At 64.8% G+C, this 23,244-nt stretch carries 21 protein-coding genes and 1 pseudogene; 12 read left to right on the top strand and 10 right to left on the bottom strand.

Annotated elements, in window-relative coordinates:
• Nucleotides 1-47 precede the first annotated feature (47 nt).
• From DSD28_RS03195 to DSD28_RS03165, 7 genes are all read left to right on the top strand, one after another.
• Entirely contained in the window at nt 48-974 is a 927-nt protein-coding gene (locus DSD28_RS03195) for an amino acid ABC transporter permease (protein ID WP_119254977.1), read from the top strand.
• Complete coding sequence (locus DSD28_RS03190; protein ID WP_119254882.1) at nt 971-1,735, top strand: amino acid ABC transporter ATP-binding protein; 765 nt, start codon at nt 971-973, stop codon at nt 1,733-1,735. Before DSD28_RS03195 ends, DSD28_RS03190 begins: the two co-directional genes overlap by 4 nt.
• Before the next feature lie 61 nt (nt 1,736-1,796).
• Nucleotides 1,797-2,654: an ABC transporter substrate-binding protein gene (locus tag DSD28_RS03185; RefSeq protein ID WP_119254881.1), complete on the top strand. Its 858-nt coding sequence runs from the start codon at nt 1,797-1,799 to the stop codon at nt 2,652-2,654.
• A gap of 22 nt (nt 2,655-2,676) precedes the next feature.
• Nucleotides 2,677-3,462 carry a GntR family transcriptional regulator gene (locus tag DSD28_RS03180; RefSeq protein ID WP_119254880.1) on the top strand — a complete coding sequence of 262 codons (786 nt, stop codon included), beginning with the start codon at nt 2,677-2,679 and terminating at the stop codon, nt 3,460-3,462.
• Between the two features lie 26 nt (nt 3,463-3,488).
• Entirely contained in the window at nt 3,489-4,229 is a 741-nt protein-coding gene (locus DSD28_RS03175; protein ID WP_119254879.1) for a BtpA/SgcQ family protein, read from the top strand.
• A complete protein-coding gene (locus DSD28_RS03170) occupies nt 4,226-4,729 on the top strand; it encodes an ureidoglycolate lyase (RefSeq protein ID WP_119254878.1) in 504 nt (167 codons plus the stop codon). The genes DSD28_RS03175 and DSD28_RS03170 overlap by 4 nt, the downstream gene beginning before the upstream one ends.
• A complete protein-coding gene (locus DSD28_RS03165) occupies nt 4,726-5,661 on the top strand; it encodes a carbohydrate kinase family protein (protein WP_119254877.1) in 936 nt (311 codons plus the stop codon). Before DSD28_RS03170 ends, DSD28_RS03165 begins: the two co-directional genes overlap by 4 nt.
• A 131-nt stretch (nt 5,662-5,792) precedes the next feature.
• Here DSD28_RS03165 and DSD28_RS03160 read toward each other — a convergent pair whose 3' ends face one another.
• The 9 genes from DSD28_RS03160 to DSD28_RS03120 form a co-directional block, all read right to left on the bottom strand.
• A complete protein-coding gene (locus DSD28_RS03160) occupies nt 5,793-7,418 on the bottom strand; it encodes a GMC family oxidoreductase (protein ID WP_119254876.1) in 1,626 nt (541 codons plus the stop codon).
• Nucleotides 7,415-8,944, bottom strand: coding sequence for an FGGY-family carbohydrate kinase (locus DSD28_RS03155; RefSeq protein ID WP_119254875.1), 1,530 nt, complete (start codon nt 8,942-8,944; stop codon nt 7,415-7,417). The genes DSD28_RS03160 and DSD28_RS03155 overlap by 4 nt, the downstream gene beginning before the upstream one ends.
• A 79-nt stretch (nt 8,945-9,023) precedes the next feature.
• Nucleotides 9,024-9,866, bottom strand: coding sequence for a class I fructose-bisphosphate aldolase (locus DSD28_RS03150; RefSeq protein WP_119254874.1), 843 nt, complete (start codon nt 9,864-9,866; stop codon nt 9,024-9,026).
• Nucleotides 9,839-11,587 (bottom strand): glycerol-3-phosphate dehydrogenase/oxidase, encoded by a 1,749-nt coding sequence (locus DSD28_RS03145; protein WP_162911207.1) that lies wholly within the window; start codon nt 11,585-11,587, stop codon nt 9,839-9,841. The genes DSD28_RS03150 and DSD28_RS03145 overlap by 28 nt, the downstream gene beginning before the upstream one ends.
• Nucleotides 11,588-11,599: 12 nt before the next feature.
• The gene (locus tag DSD28_RS03140) at nt 11,600-12,595 is read right to left on the bottom strand and encodes an aldo/keto reductase (protein ID WP_119254872.1); all 996 of its coding nucleotides are present in this window, start codon (nt 12,593-12,595) and stop codon (nt 11,600-11,602) included.
• Nucleotides 12,592-13,599: a sugar-binding transcriptional regulator gene (locus DSD28_RS03135; RefSeq protein ID WP_119254871.1), complete on the bottom strand. Its 1,008-nt coding sequence runs from the start codon at nt 13,597-13,599 to the stop codon at nt 12,592-12,594. Before DSD28_RS03135 ends, DSD28_RS03140 begins: the two co-directional genes overlap by 4 nt.
• A 1-nt stretch (nt 13,600) precedes the next feature.
• Nucleotides 13,601-14,590, bottom strand: coding sequence for an ABC transporter permease (locus DSD28_RS03130; RefSeq protein ID WP_162911206.1), 990 nt, complete (start codon nt 14,588-14,590; stop codon nt 13,601-13,603).
• 22 nt (nt 14,591-14,612) lie between these two features.
• Complete coding sequence (locus DSD28_RS03125) at nt 14,613-16,139, bottom strand: sugar ABC transporter ATP-binding protein (RefSeq protein WP_119254869.1); 1,527 nt, start codon at nt 16,137-16,139, stop codon at nt 14,613-14,615.
• Nucleotides 16,140-16,203: 64 nt separating this feature from the next.
• On the bottom strand, nt 16,204-17,205 hold the full coding sequence (locus tag DSD28_RS03120; protein ID WP_413251198.1) for a substrate-binding domain-containing protein: 1,002 nt from the start codon (nt 17,203-17,205) through the stop codon (nt 16,204-16,206).
• A 411-nt stretch (nt 17,206-17,616) separates the two neighbouring features.
• On the opposite strand from DSD28_RS03120, the gene DSD28_RS03115 reads away from it, so the two are divergent.
• The 5 genes from DSD28_RS03115 (at nt 17,617) to DSD28_RS03095 (ending at nt 22,468) form a co-directional block, all read left to right on the top strand.
• A complete protein-coding gene (locus DSD28_RS03115; RefSeq protein WP_119254867.1) occupies nt 17,617-18,477 on the top strand; it encodes an ABC transporter substrate-binding protein in 861 nt (286 codons plus the stop codon).
• Nucleotides 18,478-18,550: 73 nt separating this feature from the next.
• Complete coding sequence (locus tag DSD28_RS03110; protein WP_119254866.1) at nt 18,551-20,074, top strand: amino acid ABC transporter permease/ATP-binding protein; 1,524 nt, start codon at nt 18,551-18,553, stop codon at nt 20,072-20,074.
• 8 nt (nt 20,075-20,082) lie between these two features.
• On the top strand, nt 20,083-20,727 hold the full coding sequence (locus DSD28_RS03105; RefSeq protein ID WP_119254865.1) for a GntR family transcriptional regulator: 645 nt from the start codon (nt 20,083-20,085) through the stop codon (nt 20,725-20,727).
• A 19-nt stretch (nt 20,728-20,746) separates the two neighbouring features.
• Nucleotides 20,747-22,066 carry an amidase gene (locus DSD28_RS03100; RefSeq protein ID WP_245424730.1) on the top strand — a complete coding sequence of 440 codons (1,320 nt, stop codon included), beginning with the start codon at nt 20,747-20,749 and terminating at the stop codon, nt 22,064-22,066.
• An 18-nt stretch (nt 22,067-22,084) separates the two neighbouring features.
• Nucleotides 22,085-22,468, top strand: a complete 384-nt coding sequence (locus tag DSD28_RS03095; RefSeq protein ID WP_119254863.1) for an ectoine synthase — start codon at nt 22,085-22,087, stop codon at nt 22,466-22,468.
• A 364-nt stretch (nt 22,469-22,832) separates the two neighbouring features.
• Here the strand turns inward: DSD28_RS03095 and DSD28_RS26465 are convergent.
• A pseudogene (locus DSD28_RS26465) lies at nt 22,833-23,168 on the bottom strand (FCD domain-containing protein); the annotation flags it as partial.
• Nucleotides 23,169-23,244 lie beyond the last annotated feature (76 nt).

Here is a 23,244-nt window from a genome sequence, read left to right as displayed (position 1 = left end):
TGAATGCTGCCTAGTAAGTTGTAGGCCTAACCCTACAATTGGATGCCATGCAACAGCCCGCCCCGAAATCAACCGCAACGCTCGCGCCCGCCGACCTTCCCGGTCCGGACGTGGCCGTGCGCCGCCTGCGACATCCCGGCCGCTGGATCAGCGGCGGCATCGTCCTTCTTCTTCTCGCCGTGATCGGCCGGGCCTTCGCCGTCGGGCAAATCCAGTGGACCGTCGTCGGGCAATTCCTGACGGCGGGGGTCATCGTCACCGGTTTCGGCTGGACGCTGCTGATCTCGGCCTGCGCGCTGGCGCTCGGCGTCGCGCTCGGTTTTGCCTTCGGCATCATGCGGCTTTCCGAAAACCCGATCCTGCGCTTCGCTGCCTGGCTCTATGTCTGGATCTTCCGCGGCACGCCGGTGCTTCTCCAGCTGCTGATCTGGTTCAACATCGCGCTGGTCTTTCCGCGGCTCTATATTCCCGGCCTCGTCGATGCACGCATGGTCGATGTCGTGACGCCCTTCGTCGCCGCCGTGCTCGGGCTTGGCGTCAACGAGGGCTCCTATCTCACCGAAGTCGTGCGCGGCGGCATCGGCGCCGTCGACAAGGGCCAGAAGGAGGCAGCGCATACGCTCGGCATGACGCCCGGCCAGACCATGCGCCGCATCGTCCTGCCGCAGACGCTGCGGCTGATCCTGCCGGTGCTCGGCAACAGCGCCATCGGCATGCTGAAATTCTCCTCGCTCGCCGCCACGATCGCCATGGGCGAAATGCTGAACGCGGCGCAGCGCATCTACTTCATCAACGGCGCCGTCATCGAACTGCTGTTCGTCTGCGCCGCCTGGTATCTCGCCGGCACGACGGTGCTTTCCATCGGCCAGTATTACCTCGAACGCCATTTCGGCCGCGACGCCTCCGCCACGAGCGACGAGCGGGCGTGGTTCAAGGGCTGGGCGCGCCGCCCGGCCGCCCCGGAGGAAGCATGAGCCTCGCAGTCAAGGCGGTCGGTATCCGCAAGAGTTTCGGCAGCCACGAGGTCCTGAAGGGGCTCGACCTGGATGTCGCCCATGGCGAGGTGCTCTGCATCCTCGGCCCCTCCGGCAGCGGCAAGAGCACTTTCCTGCGCTGCATCAATCACCTGGAGACGCCGAACGGAGGCTATGTCTGGGTCGATGGCGCCATCATGGGCTACGCGCTTTCCCGCGGCGCCCTGCAGGAGCTGCCGGTCAAGCGCCTGCGCGCCCAGCAAAGCCAGCTCGGCATGGTGTTCCAGCACTTCAACCTCTTTGCCCACCGCACCGTGCTCGGCAATGTCATCGAGGGTCCGATGGTGGTGCGCGGCCTCAAGCGCGCCGAGGCGGAGGCGCGCGCCATGGGACTGCTGGAGCAGGTCGGCATGGCCGGCAAGGCCGCAAGCTACCCCTCGCAGCTTTCCGGCGGCCAGAAGCAGCGCGTGGCGATCGCCCGGGCGCTGGCCATGGAGCCGCGCGTCATGCTGTTCGACGAGCCGACCAGCGCGCTCGATCCGGAACTCGTCGGCGAGGTGCTGGAGGTGATGCGCACGCTCGCCCGCGGCGGAACCACCATGATCGTCGTCACCCACGAGATCGGCTTCGCCCGCGAAGTGGCCGACCGCGTCGTGGTCATGATCGACGGCGAGATCCGCGAGACGGGCGCGCCCGGCGATGTCCTCAGCAACCCCGCAGATCCGCGCGTGCGCTCGTTCCTGAGCCGCGTGCTCGCCTAAAAAAAGCGTTCCCGCCCGGGAATGCTCGAAAAGAAATCAGTCCAACAATGGGAGAACGGACATGAAGACGATACTGCCGATGGTTCTGGGGCTCGCTTCCGCCACCTTCATCAGCCTTGCCGGCGCCGCACAGGCGGCCGGCGACGAAAAGCTTGCCGCCGCCCTGCCGGAGGCCGTGCGTACCGCCGGCAAGCTGAACTTCACGATCAGCCTTGCCTACCCGCCGATGGAATACAACGACGCCGGCTCGACGGAGCTGAAGGGCTTCGACATCGACCTTGCCAAGGCGATCGCCGAGCGCCTCGGCCTGACGGCGGAATTCCAGAACGTCGAATTTCCGCAGCTCATCCCGCAGGTCGTCACCGGTCGCTCCGACATGATCATCACGGCTTTCTCCGACAAGGTGGAGCGCCAGACGCAGCTTGACTTCATCGATTACTTCAAGACCGGCAACGTCTTCTATTCGAGCATCGACCATCAGGACAAGATCAAGACCGAGGCCGACCTCTGCGGCAAGACGGTCGCCGTCGCGACCGGAACGAGCTGGGTCACCTGGGCCGAAGAGCTCGGCAAGTCGATCTGCCCGGCCGACAAGCTGATCACCGTCATCCAGATTCCGACCCAGGCCGAGCACATCATGCAGATCCGCCAGGGCCGCGCCCAGGCGTCCGTCATCGGCCTCGAAGGCCTGCTCGACCTGATGAAGCAGGAGCCGGGCAAGTTCTACCAGATCGGCGAGGTCGGCGACGTCAACCACTACGGCATCGCCTTCGCCAAGGCCAATGGCGAGCTGCGCGACGCCGTGCACGCCACGCTCGATGCGCTCAAGGCAGACGGCACTTATGCACAGATCCTCGACCGCTACGGCTTGAAAGAGGCGGGCGTCGAAGAGTTCAAGATAAACGGAGCCACGAAGTAACGGAACCGCACCGGAGCCTGCCTTGACCCACCCTTCCACACCAGATGCCAGCGTTGCGGGCGAAAATCCGGATGACCGGCTGTCGCGCTTTCGCCTCGATCCCTATTCGAGCGAACAGCTTTACCGCCAGCTCTACCGGGCGCTGCGCGCCGCGATCCTCAGCGGAGACTTTTCCGAAGGCGAAGCCATTCCCTCGGAAAACCAGATGCGCGATCAGTTCGGCATCGCCCGCACGACGGTTCGAAACGCCATGGCGCTTCTGGTGTCGGAAGGCCTGGTCCAGCAGGTGCGCGGGCGGGGCACGATCGTCTCGCACAGGCCGATCAGCCACAATATCTGGAATTTCGGCAGCTTTACCGAGCTTGCCCGCCGGCAGGGCCAGCGCCCGGTGACCCGCGTGCTCGACCATCGGGTGGAAGACGGCGAGCTCATCCTCGTGCGCGCCCGCGGGCTCGCCAATGACGAAACGGTCAGCTGGCTGAACGTCGATACGTCCCGGCTCGATCTCGCCCTCTATCCGGGCATCGAGACCTATGATTTCGCCGCGCAATCGCTCTACGAGGTGTTGCGCCGCGACTATGACCGCCATCCCCTGCGCTCGGAACTGCTGCTCACCGTCGTGCCGCCGTCCGATCGCCTGCGGGAGGTCTTCGGCCCGGCAGCGCCCCAGGTGCCGGGCTACCTTTGCGCCAGCGGAGATGTACTGGACGCCGACGACCGTTTGGTCGAGCGCACGTCGATCGTCTACTCGCCGGCCGTCCAGATGAAATTCGCAACGCGCTGGGGGCGCGATACCGCGCCGGCCTGAGGGCGGCGCGACGCAGGAGAAATGACATGAGCCGTCTCAGCGAGACCTTCGCCACCGTGAAGCCCATTCTCGGCATGCTGCATCTTGCCGGTGAAGACCCCGCCGCAAAACTCGCCCAGGCCGAGGAAGAGGCCCGCATCATGGCCGGCGAAGGTGTCGACGGGCTGGTGGTGGAAAACTATTTCGGCGATGCCGACGATGTCGAGCGTGTGCTCGACCGGCTGAGCGGCCTCGGCCTCGGCGCGAAGATCGGCGTCAACGTCCTGCGTGATGACACACGCGCGTTTGCGCTGGCCCGGCAATATCCCGTTTCCTTCATTCAGGTCGATTCCGTCGCCGGTCACCTGTCGCCGGAAGACGATGCCGCCTTCGCCGCCGATTTCACCGCCCGGCGGGCGAGCGTTTCCGCGCTTTTGCTCGGCGGGGTGCGGTTCAAGTACCAGCCGGTTCTTTCCGGCCGGCCGGAGGAAGAGGACGTGCGCCTCGGCGCTCAGCGCTGCGACGGCCTGGTGGTGACGTCGGATGCCACCGGCCAGCCAACCGACATGGACAAGGTCGCCCGTTTCCGCGCCGCGGCCGGTGGGACCGTCCCGCTTCTCATCGGCGCCGGTCTTACCGAAACGAACGCGGTCGAACAGCTTGCCCATGCCGATGGCGCGATCGTCGGAAGCTGGTTCAAGCACGACCACAAGGATACCGGCCGCGTCGAGGCGTCCCACGTCGCCCGCCTGATGCGCTCCGTCCGCCTCGCAAGGAGCGCTGCATGACCCCCGTTATCGCACGGCCCGTGACGGCCGAAAATTTCGCCCGCTACGGCAGGGTCTACGATCTTGCGGGCGATACCGATCCCAACGTGATCTGGACGAAGGGCGACGGCTGGAACGACGGCTTTACCCGCACCCCGCTGATCGACGGTTCGGGCCATCTCGGCATGACGCGCGGCGGCAGCGCGCCATGGCCGTGCACCGCCATGGAACGGCACCCGCAGACCGAGGAGGCGCTTTTCTGCGCGGCCGAGCCGATCGTGCTCGCCGTGGCTCCCGCCTCCGAGGCCGATGCACCGCATCGCGACGAAATCGAGGCCTTCGTCATCGCGCCCGGACAGGTGGTGGTGATGCACCGGAACGTCTGGCACGATGCCTGCCGGGGCGCTACGCGCGCCACGCCCTATTACTGGATGGCAATCTGCGGCCTCGGGGAAAGCCCGTGGGTTCCGGTCAAGGGCGGACCGCGTCGAATCCAGATGAATGACGAGCCCTCAGCATGACCGCCTTCTTCATCGGAGACGTGGCGCTCGACGAATATTACACCGCCGACCGCTGGCCCGGCCGCGCCGACAAGGGCATGGTACAGGAACTGCCGGCCGAGATCGGGGGCTCCATCGCCAATGCCGCCGTCGTGCATGCCGCACTCGGCGGTGAGACACAGTTCATTTCCCTGCTGAACGACAGCCCGCTGTCGGGGCGGCTCACGGACGACCTCCGGCAGAACGGCGTCGGTATCGAGCACATGCTGGTCGATCCCGCCATCGCGGAATCACGCAACCTGATCTTCCTGATCGACGGCGAGCATGTCGTGCTGACGGTCGAGATGGGCGAGCAGCCGATGTGGCTGGCGCCGGCGACCCTGGCGGCGCTGCGCCGGCCGGGCCTTCTCTATACGACGCTCTACCGCGTGCGCCGGCTGCACAGCCGGACGGGGAGTGACGTGCTCAAACAGGCAGACCTTCTGTCCGACCTGAGGCGCCACGGCCGCCGCGCCATCTTCGACCTCGATGTCGGCGGCTGCACGCCGGAAGACATGCCCTACCTCACCGGCGCCGCCGTCGTCATCTTCAACCAGGTCGGCTTCCGCACCGCCTTCGGCCATAACGACATGGCTCGCATCGGCGGATGGATCCGCGACCACGAAATCGGCTGGGTGGTACGCACGATGGCCGCGGACGGCGCCGAGGCATTCGACGGCGAGACGCGACTGCAGGCCGCCGGCTATCCCGTGAACGTGGTCGACGTGACCGGCGCCGGGGACACCTTCGGCGGTGCATTGACCTGGTGCTTGGGAGAGGGCCGGTCCTTCGCCGAAGCGCTGGACTTTTCCATCGCGGCCGCTTCCCGCTCCGTCACGATCCACGGCCCGCGCGGCGGCAAAGCCACTTCCGGCGAGGTGCTTGCCTGGCGCAAGGAAGAACACGATCGCTAAGGCACAAGGATTAAAACGCATGGTGTCTCTCACCCCCATGCCGAGTTGATCCCTGGCAGCACTCTGCGATGGCACGTTGACATTGGCACAGCGCGAAGCTTGAACAACCCGGCGGAAGAAACATCTTCCATCTATTGCGTGCTCAGTACCATCTCCGCCGCCTTTTCCGCGATCATGATCACCGGCGAGTTGGTGTTGCCCGAAACGATGGTCGGCATGATGGAGGCGTCGACGACGCGCAGCCCGTCGAGACCGCGCACCCGCAGCCTGGCATCCACCACCGCCATCGGATCGTCGCCCATCCGGCAGGTGCCGACGGGATGGAAGATGGTCGTCGCGATGTCGCCGGCGCGCCGGATGAGCTCGTCGTCGCTCTGATATTCCTTACCCGGCAGCATTTCCTGCGGCCGGAAGCGGGTGATCGCCCGGGTCTCCATCAGACTTCGCGCATGGCGGATGGATCTGGCCGCCAGCAGACGGTCGCCCGGCGTCGACAGGTAATTCGGCCGGATTTCCGGGGCGAGCGCCGCATCGTCCGCCGTCACATGCACCGTGCCGCGGCTTTCCGGCCGGAGATTGCAGACGGAGACCGTCACGGCCGGATAGCGGTGCAGCGGCTCGCCGAGCCGGTCGGTGCTGAGCGGCTGTAAGTGATATTCCAGGTCGGCCGTGGCGACCGCCGGGTCGCTCCGCGCGAAGATGCCGAGCTGGCTCGGCGCCATGGAGAGCGGGCCGGAGCGGCGGAACGCATATTCCAGACCCATGCCCGCGCGGCTCAGGAGGTTGTGATAGAGCTGGTTCAGCGTCCTTGCGCCTTCGATGCGGAACACCGTGCGGATCTGGAGATGGTCCTGCAGGTTCTCGCCGACGCCGGCAAGCGCATGGCGCAGCGGAATGCCGAGCGCGGAGAGCAGGTCCGGCCGGCCGATGCCCGACAGTTCGAGGAGTTTTGGCGAATTGATCGCGCCCGCCGACAGTATGACCTCGCGGGAGGCGCGCGCGACGGCGGGCCGGCCGTTCAGCCGGAAGCGCACGCCAGTCGCCCGTTTGCCGTCGAATTCCAGGCGGTGCGTCTCCGCGCCGGTGAGCACGCGCAGGTTCGGGCGCTTCATCGCCGGGCGCAGGAACGCCTTGGTCGTGTTCCACCGCAGGCCGCAGCGCTGGTTGACCTCGAAATAGCCCGAGCCCTCGTTGTCCCCGCCGTTGAAATCGTCGGTCTTCGGGATGCCGAGTTCCTCGGCAGCGTCGCGGAAGGCGTCGAGGATGGGCCAGGAAAGGCGCTGACGCTCGACGCGCCACTCGCCGCCCGCCCCGTGGACGGCGGACGAGCCGCGATAATTATCCTCCGACTTCAGGAAATAGGGCAGCACATCATCCCAGCCCCAGCCGGCATTGCCCGCCTGCCGCCAGCCATCGTAATCGGCCGCCTGCCCGCGCATGTAGATCATGCCGTTGATCGACGAGCAGCCGCCCAGCACCTTGCCGCGCGGATAGTTGAGCGCGCGGCCGTTGAGCCCGGCCTCCGCCGCCGTCTTCATCATCCAGTCCGTGCGCGGATTGCCCATGCAGTAGAGATAGCCGATCGGCACATGGACCCAGTGGTAGCGGTCCGACCCGCCCGCCTCGAGCAGCAGGACGCGGTTTCCGGGGTCCGCGGAGAGCCGGTTCGCCAGAACGCAGCCGGCCGAACCGGCACCGACCACGATGAAATCGTAGCTGCCCTCATCGACCGGCGTTTCATTGACAGGATGGTTCACGCCGCAACTCCCGTTGCCATTTTTTCCGAAGCCGCCAGCCGCCGCCAGAGCGGCGTCATCGCCTCGGCGATATCCGTGTAAAGCGCGTAGCGCCTCGCATAGTGCGCGGCAAGGCCGACATTCGGCCTGTAGTGCCGCTCTGTCCGCACCATGGCCTCGGCCCCCGCCGCGAAATCGTCAAAGAGGCCGACGCCCGTGCCGGCCGCGATCGCCGCGCCGAGGGCGCCCGTCTCCCGCGAGGCGGCAACCGAGACCGGCACGCCGAGCACATCCGCAAAAATCTGCGGCCAAAGCTTGCTGCGCGAACCACCGCCCGACAACACCGCCTCTTCGAACGTCGCGCCCGCCTTTCGGATCGTCTCGACATGCTGGCGGTGGCCGAAGGCGACGCCCTCCAGCAGGGCGCGGATCAGATGGCCCCTGGTGTGCCAGCCGGCTACGCCGTAAAAGCCTGCCCGCGCGTGCCCATCCTGCTGGGCGCCGTAGAGATAAGGGTGGTAGAGCGGATCGTCCGCCGCAGGCTCCACGGCCGCCGCAAGCGCGCAGCAGGCATCGAAGGGCGAGACGGCGGCATGGTGATCGCCGTCGAAGAATTCCCGCACCAGCCATTCGAGATTGGCCGCCGAGGTCGCGCTGTTTTCCATCGCCATGTAGCGCGTGCGGTCGAAGGTGGAAGACATGAACACCGGCCCCTTCAAATCCGGGCCATCGACGATCACCTGGTTGATGCTCCAGGTGCCGGCGATGATCGAGGCGCTGCCCGTGCGCGAAACGCCGGAGCCGAGCGCCGAGGCGACGACATCGAACAGCCCGCCGATGACGGGCGTGCCCGCGGCAAGCCCGGTTTCGGCCGCAACGGCCCCCGTCACGCGCCCCGCAATGTCGGCGCTCTCGATAAGCGGCGGCAGAAGGTCCATGCAATCGCCGAGGCCATAGGCCTCCATCAGCGTCCTGTCATAACGGCGCGCCGCCAGATCGAGCAGCCCGGCGCCGGACATGTCCGAGACCTCGCTGACACGCTGGCCCGTCAGGCGGTTCACCACGAAATCCTTGGAGTAGAACACCGTGCCGATGTGCTTGAACACATCGGGCCTGAAACGCTTCAGCCAGGCGAGCAGCGTCGGCGTCTGGGCCGGCCAGGGGCGCTGCCGGGCGATCGGATAGGTGCGGTCGCCCACGCCTTCGGTCAGCCATTCCTCAACCAGACCGGTCGCGCGCGTATCGATCGACTGGATGCCGATCAGCGGCGCGCCGTCGCGGTCGAGCGCATAGAGCCCGTTGCCATGGCCGGCGCAGCCGATCGCGGCGATGTCGACGGCCGCTATTCCCGCCTTGTCGAGGCAGGTACGGATGACGCGTCTGGCGTTGGCCCAGAGTTCGTCGAGATCGCGTTCGACATGGCCGGGGCACGGCATGCGGCTATGCCCCTCCTCCCCGGCATGGGCGAGTTCGCGCCCTTCGAGGTCGAAGATGACGGCCTTGATGACCGTGTTGCCCGCATCGAGCCCCAGAAGATATTTTTGCATGCAGAACCCCTCCCAGGTTCACTTTACTCGCGCGATCGCGGGAAATCGCCTCGCGTATTTCCCGCGACCACCCGGCGTCTCATCCCTGCTGGTAAAGTGCGAAGGCCTCCTCGCCGCTCGCATCCGCATGGATGATCGCCATCAGCCCGCGCACCACGGCGCTCGGATTGGCGTGCTGGTAGATGTTGCGGCCATAGACCATGCCCATTGCGCCCTGCCGCATCAAGGCGGCAGATTTCGCAAAGACCGCGGAAAGATCTTCCTTGCCGCCACCGCGCACCAGAACCGGGCAGCGCGCCGCCTCGACGACGCGATGGAAATCCTCCGCGTTGGTCGTCGGATCGGCCTTGACGATATCGGCGCCCATCTCGCGGGCAAGCCGCGTCAGCGTGACGATCTTGTCGGCGTCGCCGTCGACCATATAGCCGCCGCGCTCGGTGACGGGCTGCATGACGAGCGGCTCGATCATCAGCGGCATGCCATATTTCTCGCAATCGGCCCGGACGCGCGCGATGTTCTGCACGCATTGGCGGAAAAGATCCGGTTCATCCGGCAGCATGAAGAGGTTGACGACCACGCAGGCCGCATCCATCTGCAACGCACCGATCAGCGGCTCGGCCTCATTCTGCAGCACCGCCCACATGTCACGATGGCGGATGCGGTTATAGGGGTTGCCCATGTCGATGCGCATGACCAGCGCCGGCTTGTCCCTGCCGGGAATGTCCTGCAGCAGGTCGGCCTGGCCGTAATTCATCTGGATCGCATCCGGCCCGGCATCGACCAGCGCCTTCACCACGGCCGGAACATCCTCCAGCCCATCGAGGAAGGACGGCTCGTTGCACACGCCATGGTCGATCGCCACGTCCAGGCAACGGCCTTTGCCGAACAGCCGGTTCATCCGGACTTTGCGGTTGTCTCGCATAATTCACTCCTGTGTTCATTCCGTACGGAAAGGGTTTGTTCGGTAACGCCGTGGCGTTCACGCATGAGATCCAGAAAACGGCCGCGCTCTTCGACCGCCCGTTGCGCGGACCAGCCCTTTTCGGCGGCGAGCAACTCAAGCACGGCCTCCGCCATGGCGAGCGAAAGATCGCCCGAGACCGCCAGCGTCGTGCGGCGCAGCAGCAGGTCGTCCAGATGCTCGGCCGCCTCGGCACGGATGAGATATTGCAGCTCCCGTGCGCTGTAGAGAGCATGCGGCAGCGCGTGATCCGGTTTTGCCGCGATGAAACGGGCGACGTTCTCGGCCTCCGTACCGTAGCGACCGAAGAGAACCGTGACGCGCGCGACGGAAAGACCGGTCGATGCGGCAAGGTCGCGGATCCAGGTCCCGGGATCTTTGGGGAAGACGCGGCCACCGCCGATCGCCCGTTCAGCGGTATCGATACGGCGCGTCACGCCCAGATGTTTGAGCGCCATGTCGGCGGCGAGCGCCCCGAAGGAGCGGAAGGTCGTCCACTTGCCGCCGATCATGCAGAGCACCGGCGGCCCGCCATTCCGGCCATCCAGCACGGTGCAGAAATGGTCGCGCGGGATGCGGCCGGTAAAACTGTCCTTGCTCGCCGGCAGCGGGCGCACGCCGGCAAACTGGAAGACGATCTCCTCCGGCCGGATCGTGACGCCCGGCAGCACGAAGGCGAGCGATTGCAGGATGTAATCACGCTCGTCCGCCTCGCAGCGCACCGTGCCGGGATCGTCGACGCGGATATCCGTTGAACCGACCAGCACCTTGCCGAGATAGGGAAACAGGATGCAGATGCGCCCATCCTCGTTCTCGTAATAGATCATGTGGCCGTCGAGCATGTCGCGGAGTGACGGGTTGTCGATGATGAGATGCGAGCCCTTGGTGCCGCCCATCAGCGGCGCCGGCCGTGCCTCGCCTGAAAACAGCGTGGCATTCGCAATGTCGATCCAGCCGCCCGTCGCATTGACGATCAGCCGCGGCTCGAGGGGCAGCGCCTCGCCGGACAGACCGTCGCGCAGGACGAAGCGACCGGCGCCGGCTTCCTCGATCGTCGCATAGTTCAGCGCTCCGGCATTCGCGCCGGCGGACAGGCCGTCGCGCAGAAGCTCGATGCCGATGCGCTCGGGATGGCTGACCCAGGCGTCGTAATAGGTCGCGGAATTGCGGATCGACGAATTGAGCGCCGGCCATTTCGAGAGCGTCGCCCTGCGGCTGCGGAATTCGTGTTTCGGCATCAGGGCGCGCCTGCGCGTCAGAAAGTCGTAGATGCCGAGCCCCGCCTTGATGGCGATGGCGCCGCGGCGACTGGGGCGGCGGGTAAGGCCGAGGAAGCGCACCACGCCATTGGCGAGACCGGAAAAGGTGTCGAAGATCGGCACCGTGGTCGGCAAGGGCGCGACATAATGCGGGGCGTTGCGCAGCAGTCGATCGCGCTCCACGAGCGATTCCTTGACCAGGCTGAACTCGCCGTTCTCGAGATAACGCAGGCCGCCATGAACCATGCGCGAGAGCGCCGCACTCGCGCCGGAGCAATAGTCCGCCTTTTCGACGAGCAGCACGTTGACGCCCTGCAGCGCCAGCTCGCGGAAGACGCTGAGCCCGTTGATGCCGCCGCCGAGGACGCACACGTCCACCTTCGGGCTCTGACGGAGCCCGTTCAATGTCTCTGTCCGGTTCATGATGGCAGTCCGTTATCCGTCCATATCGGCCAGTTTTGCCGCAATACCGGCGTCGATGGCCGCAAGATCGTCGTGATCGAGCCGGAGCGTTCCGGCCCGTGCATTGTCGAGCGCCTGCGTCGGGTTTCGGGCGCCGCAGAGCGCAAAGGTCACGCCGGGCTGCGCCAGCGTCCAGGCGATCACCACCTGCGCGATGCTGGCGCCGTGCCGTTCCGCGACCGGGCGGATAGCATCGGAGAAATCCCTGGCCTTCTGCCTGTTCGCAACGGAGAAACGCGGATTGTCCTTGCGCTGGTCGTCGCCGGCAAAGACCCGGTCCGGCCCGATCGTGCCCGAGAGCAGGCCGAGCGCCAGCGAGGAATAGCTGAGCGTCGCCACGTCGTTTTGAAGGGTGAGCGGCAGCAGGTCCGCCTCGATCTCGCGATCGATCATGCTGAACCGCTCCTGGATCGCATCGAGCGACCCGGTCTCGATGTATTTTTCCAGTTCCGGCCGGTTGACGTTGCTGGCGCCGATTGCCCGGATCTTTCCGGCTTTCTTCAAATCTTCCAGCGCCGCGACGGTCTCCTCGACGGGCGTCGTCGGATCCTGCCAATGGGTGATGTAAAGGTCGATATAGTCGGTGCCGAGCCGGCGCAGGCTTTCCTCGACCTCGTGGATTATCCCGTCGCGGCCGAGATAACGATGAACCGGCCTGCCGTCCTGATCGAAGAAATGCCTGCCCTTCCCCGTATGCCAGACGAGGCCGCATTTCGTGGCGATGACGGCCTTGTCGCGGCGGCCGGCGATGGCCTTGCCGACGATCTCTTCCGAGCGGCCGAGACCGTAGGCCGGGGCTGTATCGATCAGCGTCACGCCGGCATCGAGCGAGGCCTGGATCGCGGCGATGGATTCGGCCTCGTCCGTGCCGCCCCACATCCATCCGCCGATGGCCCAGGTGCCGAGGCCGACGGCCGAGGCCCTGACGCCGGAGCGTCCGATTTCACGGTTCAACTGTTCGCCGCTCATGCGGAAAGTCCTTCTTCGGATGCAAGGTCGAGAATGCGCGCGCCGGTCGCTTCGTCCGTGACGAGCGTGTCGAGATGGCCGCCGCGCAGCACGGAGAGGATCGAGCCGGCCTTGTTGAGGCCGCTCGCCACCCCGATCTTCGTCGGGATCGAGGCGAATTCCGTCAGCGTCAGTGAAACGAGCGCGCGGTTGAGGGCGTAGTCGCAAACCCGCCCCTCGCCGTCGAGCAGATGGGCGAGCAGTTCTGCGCTCGCACCGGACTGTTCGATGGCATTGCGGTCCTCGCTGGAGGAGGGATGCAGGTCGTAATAGGTCGAATCCTGGCTGAGGATCGAGCCGATGCCGACCAATGCCACCTTGGCCTCGCGCGCCCGCTGAAAGACATCGGCGACGGAGCGCATGTTGATCAGCATCGCGCGCTGCGCGGCGTCGTCGGCAAAGAGCGGCGCGTGGATCTGCCAGGAGCGGCCACCCAACCGGTCGGCCATCAGCGTCGAGACGTGGTTGACGTCGGTATAGTGTTTTCCCTGCACGCAGCCGGTCGCCGGGATGACCTCGACATCGTAACGGCGCGCGGCCTGCAGTCCGGCGACGACGGCGCCGACACCCTTGCCGCCGGTGATGCAGATCGTATCGCCATCGGCGATCTCCTCCAGAAGCAGCCGCGCCGCCGCCTCTCCCACCGCGAGCAGCGCGGTCTGCGGATTGTCCGAGACGGTCGGCACCACCACGGCGCGGCTGATGCCGCCGAGCGCCAGAAGCCGCTCCTCCATGTCCACCAGCGGCTCGACCGGCGACTTGATCTTGATCTCGACGAGGCCGAGCTGGCGGCCGCGCTTGATAAGGCGGTTGACGGTGGCATGCGAGATGCCGAGCTGATCGGCGATCTGCGCCTGAGTCAGGCCTTCCAGGAAGTGCAGGACGAGCGCCTGATGCATCTGGCGGGCGATGACGATTTCCTCGCGCGGGGCGGTCGTCTTGGGTTTCAGTTTGGCGATCGGCATATCAGCTGGCCTTCCGCTTGTGCATGAAATGATCGATGGAGACGGCGGCGAGCAGAATGCAGCCCTTGATCATGTCCTGCCAATAGACCGATACGTTGAGCAGGATGAGCGACGAGGTGACGAGCGAGAGCAAGGCCATGCCGAGGATGGCCCCGAGGACCGTGCCCGAGCCGCCGCTGAGCGAGGCCCCGCCGATGACGGCGGCTGCGATGATGTTCAGCTCCATGCCCGCGCCGAAGGTGGGTGTGGCGGCGCCGAAGCGGGACATGTAGATCACGCCGGCCACGCCTGCGAGGGTCGAGCACAGCACCGTCACCCAGAACTTCACCTGATTGGTCTTGATGCCGGAATAGAGCGCGGCCTTCTCGTTGCTGCCGGTGTAGAACACCTTGCGGAACGCGGTCGCCCGGCGCAGCAGGAAATCGAACAGGATGACGATAGCCACGAAGATCAGGATGACATAGGGCACGCCGTAGAAGGTACCCTGCCCGACCTCCTTGAAGGCCGCCGGCAGCGTGAAGAGCGACAGCGGCGTGCCTTTGGTGATGATGAGGCAGAGACCGCGCACGATCACCATGGCCGCGAGCGACGTGATGAAGTGGTTGAGCCCGACGACAGTGACGAAGAAACCCATCGCGCCGCCGATGGCGCTCGAGGCGGCAATGCCGATCAGCGAGGCGGTCCACGGGTCGAGTCCGGCAAGGAAGAGCGAACCCGACAGTACCATCGCAAAGCAGACGACGGATCCGACGGCCAGGTCGATGCCGCCGACGATGAGCAGGATCGTCATGCCGACGACGACGATGCCTTCGACCGAGAAGCTCATCAGCATGGCGCGAAAATTGCCGAGCGTCAGGAAGTGCGGCGAGGCGAAGCTCATGATCACGCCGAGCGTCAGGATGATCGCGATCAGCCCGGCCTCGCGCATCGAACCGATGCGCCTGAAGGACGATGTTTTCGGCGCTGCACCCGCCATCGTGTCGATTGCCATTTCCCGCTCTCCCAGTTTCTTCTCACGCCGCATGATCTGCCACCCGCGCCGCGCCGAGCCCCGAGGCAAGACGGATCACGGCCTCCTCCGACATCTCGTCAGCTCCCAGTTCGCCTGCGATGCGCCCCTCCCGGACGACCAGCACGCGATCGCAAAGACCGAGCAGTTCCGGCATTTCCGAGGAGATGACGACGATGCCGATGCCCGAGCCCGCAAGCTCGCGCAGCAGGCGATGGATTTCGGTCTTGGCGCCGACATCGATGCCGCGCGTCGGCTCGTCCATCAGGATGACCTTCGGCTTCACGGCCAGTTGCTTGGCGATCGCCACCTTCTGCTGGTTGCCGCCGGACAGCGATTTGACCGGCGCCTCGATACCGCCCATGCGAACGGCGAGCCGCCTTGCGAAATCCTCGGCCAGAGCCGCTTCGGCACGGCCATCGAGCAGGCCGGCGGCATTGGTCAGCGATTTCAGGTCCAGTACGGAAATGTTCTGCGCGATGGACATATCGAGGAAGACGCCGGAACCCTTCCGGTCTTCGGACAGGTAGACGATGCCCGCCTTCACCGCATCGGAATAGGTGGCGATCTTCTGTACGGCGCCATGCAGCCGCACCATGCCTTCGGTACAAGGCCGCAGACCGCAGATACTCTCGGCGATCTCCGTTCGACCGGAGCCGATCAGGCCGCCAATGCCGAGGATCTCGCCCTTGCGTAAATTGAAGCTGACATTCTGGAAGCGGGAGCCGTCGCCGATGCCGTCGACCTCGAGAATCGTTTCGGCCGTCTTCTCGTCCGGCCGCAGCTTGTCGGGATAAAGCTGGGTGATCTCGCGGCCCACCATGCGGCGCACCACGTCGTCGGGCGTCACGTCCGAAATACGGTCCGTGCAGACATAGCGGCCGTCGCGGAAGACGGTCACACGGTCGCAAAGGCTGAAAATCTCGGCCATGCGGTGGCTGATATAGATGATCGATATGCCATTCGCCTTGAGATCGCGGATGATCGAGAAGAGCTGCTGCGCCTCGGTTTCGGTCAGCGCCGCGGTCGGCTCGTCGAGGATCAGCACGCGGCAGTCGAGCGTCAGCGCCTTGGCGATCTCGACGAGCTGCTGGCTGGAAATCGGCAGATCGGCGACCTTGCGGCGAACGTCGATGGCGGCGAGACGGTTCATCACGGCCTGCGCATCGCGCTCCAGCGCGCGGTAATTCATGAGGGGCGAGCGGCGGCGGTTGGTGGCCGCCATGAACATGTTTTCGGCAACCGTCGCATCCGGGCAGAGCGCGATTTCCTGATGCACCAGGCCGATGCCGAGCGACTGCGCGGCGGCGGGGGACGCGATACGCACCGGCTGGCCGTCGACGCGGATTTCGCCCGCGGTCGGCTGCAAGACGCCGGCGATGATGTTCATCAGCGTCGACTTGCCGGCACCGTTCTCGCCGCAGAGCGCATGGACCTCGCCGCGTTCGAGCGTGAAGCCGACATCCGTCAAAGCCTTCACCGCCCCGAAATGCTTGGTCACGCCATGAATGGTGAGCACCGGCTCCGCCATCGTCTTCCTCCCTCTCCCCGAAGCCCATCCGCGCCGCACGGCGCGGATGGCGTCTCTTGGGAGATTACTCCTCGATACCCTTGGTGCCACGGCGCTTCAGGTACTTGTCCCAGTAGAAATCGTCGGCATTTTCGGCCGTGACGATCGACAGGCCGTTGTCGACGACCGGGATGCTCATCGGGTTGAAGCCCGAGCGCTTGGCATCGTTCATCGGGTCGATCAATTCCGGGTGCTTGGCAAGCCACAGCAGCATGAAGCCCATGTAACCCTGCATGCCCTGGTTCGGATTGATCGAGCCAAAGACTTCGCCGGCCTTGATCATGTCGAGAATATTGGCGTTGACGTCGGCGCACATGACGAGGACCTTGCCGCCGGCTTCCTTGTTGGCCTGCGCCGCACCGATCGCCGAGTTGGCTTCCGGCATGAAGACCGCGCCGAGGTTCGGGTTGGCCTGGATGAGGCTCGACAGGCCCTGATAGGCCTTGGTCGGATCCTGGTTGGAGGCCGCGCGGCCGACCAGCTTCATGTCGGGCCACTTCTCCTCCATGCGGGCGATGAAGGCGGCGATGCGCTTGTCGTGGTTGTCCTGGCCCGGGTTCTCGAGCACCGCATATTCGCCCTTGCCGCCCATCTTTTCGGCGATCGCATCGGCCGCGTAGGTGCCTTCGCGAGTATTGTCCGAGGTGATGAACGAGACGCGCTTGGAGAGCGGCGAGTCTGCGGCGAAGGTCACGACGGCCGTGCCCTGATCGATGGCGCGATTGATCGGCTCGATGAACGGATCGGAGTTCATCGGGTGCACGAGAATGCCGGCCGGGTTCTGCGCCAGCGCCTGGTCGAAGGTGGCGATCTGCTTGTTGACGTCATATTCCGGCGTGCCGGTATATTCCGTCTCGCAGCCGAGCTGCTGGCCCGCCTGCTTGAACATTTCATAGACCGGGAACCAGTATTCGACGCCCGAAACCATGACGTTCATGACGTATTTCTCGCCCGGCTTGCAGCGGAACGGGTTGTCCGTCTCCGCAGATGCCGTGCCGGCAAAAAGCGTTGCCGCAAGGACCGCCATGGCGGTCGAGCCGATAAATTTGCGCAAGTTTCCTCCTCGAGGCCGAAGCCCCTCCCAAAAGCCCGAGGGCGTCCCGAAGACGCCGCAGATCGCGTTGAAACCGAACTTCCTCCTCGAAGTCCGATGAAGGGCAATAGAGGCGAAGATGAAACGCATGTCAATATAATTCATCATCTGAAATATATTTCAGAAACTATAGGCGGACCGCACTCATTGCGGGCCGCTGCAGTGCGGTCCTCGCAGAGACTGCGCCAGCGCGTGCACGCACATCCACTGTAGCCCCCCGGACTCCATACCTCACGAAAGGAAGGAGGATCGGGGACAGCCTGGCTCGGTAAATCCCCTCTTGACTCTCGCAAATTGATGAACAAAACTGTTCAACAATCTTGTTGAGCAATATGGGAGGTTGATATGCTCGATCCATCGCGAATTCTCTCCGGACTATGCGCTGCCGGCACCGTGGCCGCGTCCCTGCTGCTGGCGTCCGCCACGATGCAGCCCGCGCAGGCCGCGCCGCTTCCGACGATCAAGGAGGGAACGCTTTCCGTCGGTTCGGACCTGACCTATCCGCCCTTCGCCTATCTGAAGGACGGCGTGCCGGCGGGCTTCGACGTCGAATTCATGCAGGCCCTTTCCAAGCGCCTGGAGCTGGGCTCCGAGTTCATCGACACCCGCTTCGCAAGCCTGATCACGGGTATCCGGGCCAACCATTTCGACGTCGTGGCCTCCGCCCTCTACGTCACGCCGGAGCGGCAGAAGATCCTGAACTTCATTCCCTATCTCAAGGCCGGCTCTTCGCTGCTGGTGCTGAAGGACGCGACGTTCCGTCCTACCGGGGAAGCCGAATTGTGCGGCAAGGTCGTCGGCTCGATGCAGGGCGCATCCTGGCTGCCCAAACTCAAGAAATTCTCGGACGAGCACTGCGCGGCGAACGGCCTCGGCGCCATCGAGACCCGCGAATTCGATACGGACGCCCAGGTCACGCAGGCGCTCCGTTCCCGCTCCATCGATGTCGAGTTCATGGACAATGTCGTGGCGGCCGAACTCCTGAAGAAGTTCCCGAGTGACTATGAGGTGACGTCGAAGGACCTCATCTATCCGGTGCTGATCGGCGTCGCCGTCAGCCCGCAGAACAAGGACCTCTACGGCGCCGTCAGCGAAGCCTTCTCGAAGATGCGCCAGGACGGCAGCTATGCCGCTCTCGCCGACGCATATGGCATGCCGACGGTAAGCGACGCGGACATCGAGAGCGTCACGTCCACCGCGCAGTAAATCCGTCTTCCAGGCGTATCGAAACGCCGGCCCGCGAGGCCGGCGTCCCCCTCTTATTTTCGAGCAGTTTCCCATGGGTTTCGACTGGCACTATACCGTTGGCCTTCTGGCCGATACCGATTTCTGGCTGGCGTCCTGGACGGTCGTGCAACTGAGTCTGGCGAGCTGGCTCGTCGCCGCCGTCGTCGGCTTCGCTCTCGCTCTTGCCAAGAGATCCCGGTGGAAGGTGCTGGCCCGCGCGACGCAAACCTATATCTGGTTCTTCAGAAGCCTGCCTCTGCTGGTCCTGCTCATCTTCATCTACAGCATGCCGCAGGTCTTCCCCGCGCTCCGGTCGGTCCTGTCGAATGCCTTCACGGCCGGTTTCATCGCCCTCGTCGTCAGCGAGGCGGCCTATATGGCCGAGATCCATCGAGGCGGGCTCATCGCCATACCGAAAGGCCAGGTCGAGGCCGGCCGCGCGCTCGGGCTCTCCTTTTTCGGGATACAGCGCCTGATCGTCATTCCGCAGGCGATCCGCGTCGCTCTTCCCGCCCTTGCGAACGAGCTCGTGACGATCGTGAAGCTGACCTCGCTCGTTTCCGTCATCTCGCTTGCGGAAATCCTGCTTGTCGGCCAGCGGCTCTACACCCAGAACTTCCTGATCCTCGAGACGCTCACGGCCGTCGCCTTCTATTACATCCTTATCGTCACGATCTTCGATCGCAGCATCACCTTTCTCGAGCGATCGGCTGACGTGAACCGGCTGGGACAGAAGGCCCAGCCGCTCTCGGAAGGGGAAGTCGCGGCGAAGATCGCGCGCTTCACCGCCCGGCCGGCCTCCAGGCGCCAGCCGGCGGACGTTCCGGCGCTGGAGGCGAAGGGCGTCCACAAGGCCTTCGGCGACCTGCAGGTTCTCAAGGGCGTCGATCTGACGGTCCAGCCGGGCGAGGTGATCTCTATCATCGGGCGCTCCGGTTCCGGCAAGACCACCTTCATCCGGACCTTGAACGGACTGGAGCACATGGATAGCGGCTCGGTGCGCCTGCATGGCGAACCCTTCATCTCCGCCGGGGCGTCCGCGTCGGGTGCCCACCTGTTCAAGGAGGATTTCCGGCTGATCCGCGATGTCGGCATGGTCTTCCAGAGCTTCAACCTGTTCAACCACCGCACCATCCTCGACAATGTCCTGCTCGCCCCGCTCTACCATGGTCTCGGCACGCGCGCCGACCTTGAGGCCGAAGCCTTCCACTATCTGGCGAAAGTCGGCATGGCCGCGCATGCCCGCAAATATCCTCACCAGCTTTCGGGCGGCCAGCAGCAGCGCGTTGCCATCGCGCGCGCCCTGATGATGTCGCCGAGCATCATCCTGTTCGACGAGCCCACCTCCGCGCTCGACCCGGAGACCGTGGACGAGGTCCTGGGCGTCATCCGTTCCCTGGCAGGCGACGGCGTCACGATGGTGATCGTCACGCACGAGATGAATTTCGCCTTCGATGTGTCCGATCGCATTTTGTTTATGGAGCAGGGCAAGGTGATCTGCGACGATACGCCCGCGAACATCAAGGCGGGCCTGTATCCTCAGCTCAGGACCTTCTTGAAGAACCTGACAAACTGAGATCCGACATGACCGAAACCGCTCCAAACGAACCAGCTTTCATCCGGGTTGCGAATGAAATCCGCAACAGCATTCTTTGCGGACGGATCCTGAGCGGCGCCGCCCTGATCGAGGCCGAGCTGATCGACGTCTATAACGTATCCCGCAACACGCTGCGGGAATCCCTGCAATTGCTTCGCCAGCAGGGGCTGCTGTCGCAGGAGCGCAACAAGAGCGTTCGGGTCAAGCGCCTTTCCGCGGCCGAGCTGAAGGACATCTTCATCGTGCGCCGCGTCGTCGAACTGAGCGCGCTGCGCGGCCGACAGTCCGTGCCGGCCGACTGGCTGCAACGGCTCGGGGACCTCACGCGTGAAGGCACGGGGGCCATCGAGCGGGCCGACTGGCAGGTCGGGGCAACGACGAGCCTGCGCTTCCATCAGGAGATCGTCGCCCTTCATGGCAGCCCGATCTTCGACCAGATGTTTTCGCTCCTCGTCACCCAGTTGCGCCTCGTCTTCGTGACCGGGGCGCAGGAGCGCGCATTCCAGGAACCGTGGCTGATGAGGGAAACCGAAATCCACGGACTTCTGGCCGAGGGCCGATACGAGACCGCCGCCGACCGCCTCGAGATCTATCTCGCCGATGCCGAGGCGATGCTGATGACGCTGATGTAGAATGAGAAACGTGACCGACATGCCGAACGCGCCGACCGACCCTCGTTCCCCGCACGCCAAATTTGCGGCTGCCATCGCGGACTATCAGGCCCGCTCCTGGCAAGGCCAGGCGATTTTTCTTGCGGAACGCTTCGCCGACGCGGGCCAAGAGCTGGCCGATTGGGAACGCCTTCGGCAGGAAGGGGCCTCGCTGCCGCCGCTCGCGGGCCTGACGATGACGGCGAAGGCCTGTTTCGACGTCGAGGGGTGGCCCACCAGCTGCGCGTCGAGAGCATTGGCGGGCTCACCGGCGGCAACGCAAACGGCGCCCATGGTCGCCCGACTGCGCACTTGCGGCGCGACCCTTGTCGCGCAGACCAACATGACGGAATTCGCCTATGGCGCCCTTGGCCTGAACTTGGCCTTCGGCACGCCCCGCACGCCGCTCGATGCGACGGGAGAGCGGGTGGCGGGAGGGTCCAGTTCCGGAGGGGCGGTCGCCGTTGCGCGGGGATATTGCGATATCGCGGTATGCTCGGACACCAGCGGCTCTGCCCGTATCCCCGCGGCGTTCTGCGGCGTCGTGGGCTTCAAGCCCAGCCGTGGCCGCTATTCGAGCGACGGCATGAAATGGCTGTCGACGTCCTTCGATGTGCCCGGCCTCATAACCCGCTCGGCGGACCTGTGCCGGATCGTCGATGCGCTCCTCGCGCATGGGGAAATCTCCGAGCCGGAGCCCACGCCGTTTCGTCTGGCCATCCCGGCCTTCTACAAGGAAGCCACCATCGACGCGGACGTCCGCGACACCTTCACGCGCTGCATGAACGCCCTGGCGGATGAAGGCGTGGAGATCACGGAAATCCCACTCCCGAGCCTGCAGTCGGCGACGCGGATCACCGTCGAGGGGCGGATCATCGGCTATGAGGCCTACAGGTACCACGAGGCGCTCCTGAAGGCTGCGGAACATCTCTACGACCCGTTGATCGCGACACGCCTCAGGCAGGGGGCGGAGGCGCCCGAAGGTGAATATCGCCGGGCGCTCGTCGAGCTGGACACATGCCGGAAACAGTTCGACCGGGAAATCGAGGGCTTCGGCGCGTTCGTGCTGCCGACGGTGCCGATGATGCCGCCACGCGCCGGCGACCTTGACGAGCAGTCTCGCTATCTCGCGATGAACAGCCGTTCCTTTTCCCTCACCGAATTCGCAAACCGGCTCGACCTGCCGAGCGTCACGCTGCCCGCCGGCGGCCTGCCCATCGGCATGATGCTGACGGGCACCCGCGGCGCCGACGACAAGCTCCTGGCCATCGCCGGGATGCTTGAACCGGTCCTTGCGAAAGCCATCCGAAACCCCCTTTGAAAAAACCAGGAGTTTGAAATGATCGTCGTCACCTCACAGGAAATGGCAGGATCCGCACGGGATGTCTCCGGGCCGGGCTGGCAGAGCAAGCGCATGATCGTACGCGAGCACGGCATGGGCCACTCGGTGCATGAAACCCGTGTCCTCGAAGGCGCCGAACTGCATCTTCACTACAAGAACCACTTCGAAAGCAACTACTGCATTTCGGGTGAGGGCGAAGTCGAGCATAAGGTGACCGGGGAAGTGTTCCCGATCAAGCCGGGCACGATCTATTCGCTCAACGAAAACGATCCGCACATCCTGCGCGCCACGAAAGGCGACCTGCTGCTCGTCTGCGTCTTCACGCCGCCTCTTTCCGGCAACGAAACGCACAAGGCGGATGGAAGCTACGCAAGCGAATAGAGGAATCCGTCGCTCTAAAGGTCAGATCCTCAAATCACCTTCGAGACACAGCGACGAACCTCGATAAATCCTGCACCACGCTCGCAGGCCCGGCATAGAAAAGGCTATGCCGGGCCTGCGCCGGGAACGAAGGACCGCGATAGTCCAAAGGCGCGCATTTCGGGGAGAGGTAGAAGCCCCCTCCGGCGCACGAACCTCAAGGCCGGGGATCGCGCCAAACCCCTTTGACGCGTTCACCGCGTGCCCGATATTCGACGACGGCCGACGTCACGAAGTCCGGCGGGCCGTTCAGCGCCGCCGCCGCGGACGGCGATGATCTCCTTGCCCTTGCGTGCGGCCATCCTTGCGGGGGGCAAATATTCAATCAAGGGAGTTCGATTTCAGAATTCGACAATTGCTCAAACACCCTCGACATACGCGCGGCAATTTGCTCCGCGCGAGCCCTGCTCAAGCGATCGGCTTCTTCGACATTCTTCTCGACGATTGCCGTAATGATAGCGGAGTGGTCATCAAGGACGATGGGCAGCTCAGCAGTCCTCGAATTGGGGCGGTGCCAGTGCCATAACCGTTGCTGCTTGGTGAGAAGGCGAGAGAGAAGCCATGAAAAGTGAGGATTTCGGCCAACAGCCGCGATCTTTTCGTGAAACGCGGCATTCGCACCAATCACCTGGTTAGTAGGCGATAGTTCGTCAGCCGAGGCCCGGACCGCCTCTCGACCGAGTCGCGCCTACTGGCAGGAAAGGCTCTTCGGTCGAGAGATCAAAAGGTCCGTGTTC

The sequence above is a fragment of the Shinella zoogloeoides genome, assembly GCF_003574625.1.
In the GTDB taxonomy this organism is placed as follows: domain Bacteria; phylum Pseudomonadota; class Alphaproteobacteria; order Rhizobiales; family Rhizobiaceae; genus Shinella; species Shinella zoogloeoides_A.
Note: the sequence above shows the minus strand (reverse complement) of the source record. Positions and strands in the feature narration are given on the sequence as shown.

What these genes read in the sequence shown, in the direction of transcription:
- DSD28_RS03105 (WP_119254865.1), top strand. Translation starts at nt 20,083, where the DNA reads ATGACCGAAACCGCTCCAAACGAACCAGCTTTCATCCGGGTTGCGAAT.
- DSD28_RS03130 (WP_162911206.1), bottom strand. Translation starts at nt 14,590, where the DNA reads ATGGCAATCGACACGATGGCGGGTGCAGCGCCGAAAACATCGTCCTTC.
- DSD28_RS03120 (WP_413251198.1), bottom strand. Translation starts at nt 17,205, where the DNA reads ATGGCGGTCCTTGCGGCAACGCTTTTTGCCGGCACGGCATCTGCGGAG.
- DSD28_RS03185 (WP_119254881.1), top strand. Translation starts at nt 1,797, where the DNA reads ATGAAGACGATACTGCCGATGGTTCTGGGGCTCGCTTCCGCCACCTTC.
- DSD28_RS03115 (WP_119254867.1), top strand. Translation starts at nt 17,617, where the DNA reads ATGCTCGATCCATCGCGAATTCTCTCCGGACTATGCGCTGCCGGCACC.
- DSD28_RS03125 (WP_119254869.1), bottom strand. Translation starts at nt 16,139, where the DNA reads ATGGCGGAGCCGGTGCTCACCATTCATGGCGTGACCAAGCATTTCGGG.
- DSD28_RS03100 (WP_245424730.1), top strand. Translation starts at nt 20,747, where the DNA reads ATGCCGAACGCGCCGACCGACCCTCGTTCCCCGCACGCCAAATTTGCG.
- DSD28_RS03110 (WP_119254866.1), top strand. Translation starts at nt 18,551, where the DNA reads ATGGGTTTCGACTGGCACTATACCGTTGGCCTTCTGGCCGATACCGAT.
- DSD28_RS03170 (WP_119254878.1), top strand. Translation starts at nt 4,226, where the DNA reads ATGACCCCCGTTATCGCACGGCCCGTGACGGCCGAAAATTTCGCCCGC.
- DSD28_RS03175 (WP_119254879.1), top strand. Translation starts at nt 3,489, where the DNA reads ATGAGCCGTCTCAGCGAGACCTTCGCCACCGTGAAGCCCATTCTCGGC.
- DSD28_RS03195 (WP_119254977.1), top strand. Translation starts at nt 48, where the DNA reads ATGCAACAGCCCGCCCCGAAATCAACCGCAACGCTCGCGCCCGCCGAC.
- DSD28_RS03145 (WP_162911207.1), bottom strand. Translation starts at nt 11,587, where the DNA reads ATGAACCGGACAGAGACATTGAACGGGCTCCGTCAGAGCCCGAAGGTG.
- DSD28_RS03150 (WP_119254874.1), bottom strand. Translation starts at nt 9,866, where the DNA reads ATGCGAGACAACCGCAAAGTCCGGATGAACCGGCTGTTCGGCAAAGGC.
- DSD28_RS03135 (WP_119254871.1), bottom strand. Translation starts at nt 13,599, where the DNA reads ATGCCGATCGCCAAACTGAAACCCAAGACGACCGCCCCGCGCGAGGAA.
- DSD28_RS03095 (WP_119254863.1), top strand. Translation starts at nt 22,085, where the DNA reads ATGATCGTCGTCACCTCACAGGAAATGGCAGGATCCGCACGGGATGTC.
- DSD28_RS03140 (WP_119254872.1), bottom strand. Translation starts at nt 12,595, where the DNA reads ATGAGCGGCGAACAGTTGAACCGTGAAATCGGACGCTCCGGCGTCAGG.
- DSD28_RS03165 (WP_119254877.1), top strand. Translation starts at nt 4,726, where the DNA reads ATGACCGCCTTCTTCATCGGAGACGTGGCGCTCGACGAATATTACACC.
- DSD28_RS03190 (WP_119254882.1), top strand. Translation starts at nt 971, where the DNA reads ATGAGCCTCGCAGTCAAGGCGGTCGGTATCCGCAAGAGTTTCGGCAGC.
- DSD28_RS03155 (WP_119254875.1), bottom strand. Translation starts at nt 8,944, where the DNA reads ATGCAAAAATATCTTCTGGGGCTCGATGCGGGCAACACGGTCATCAAG.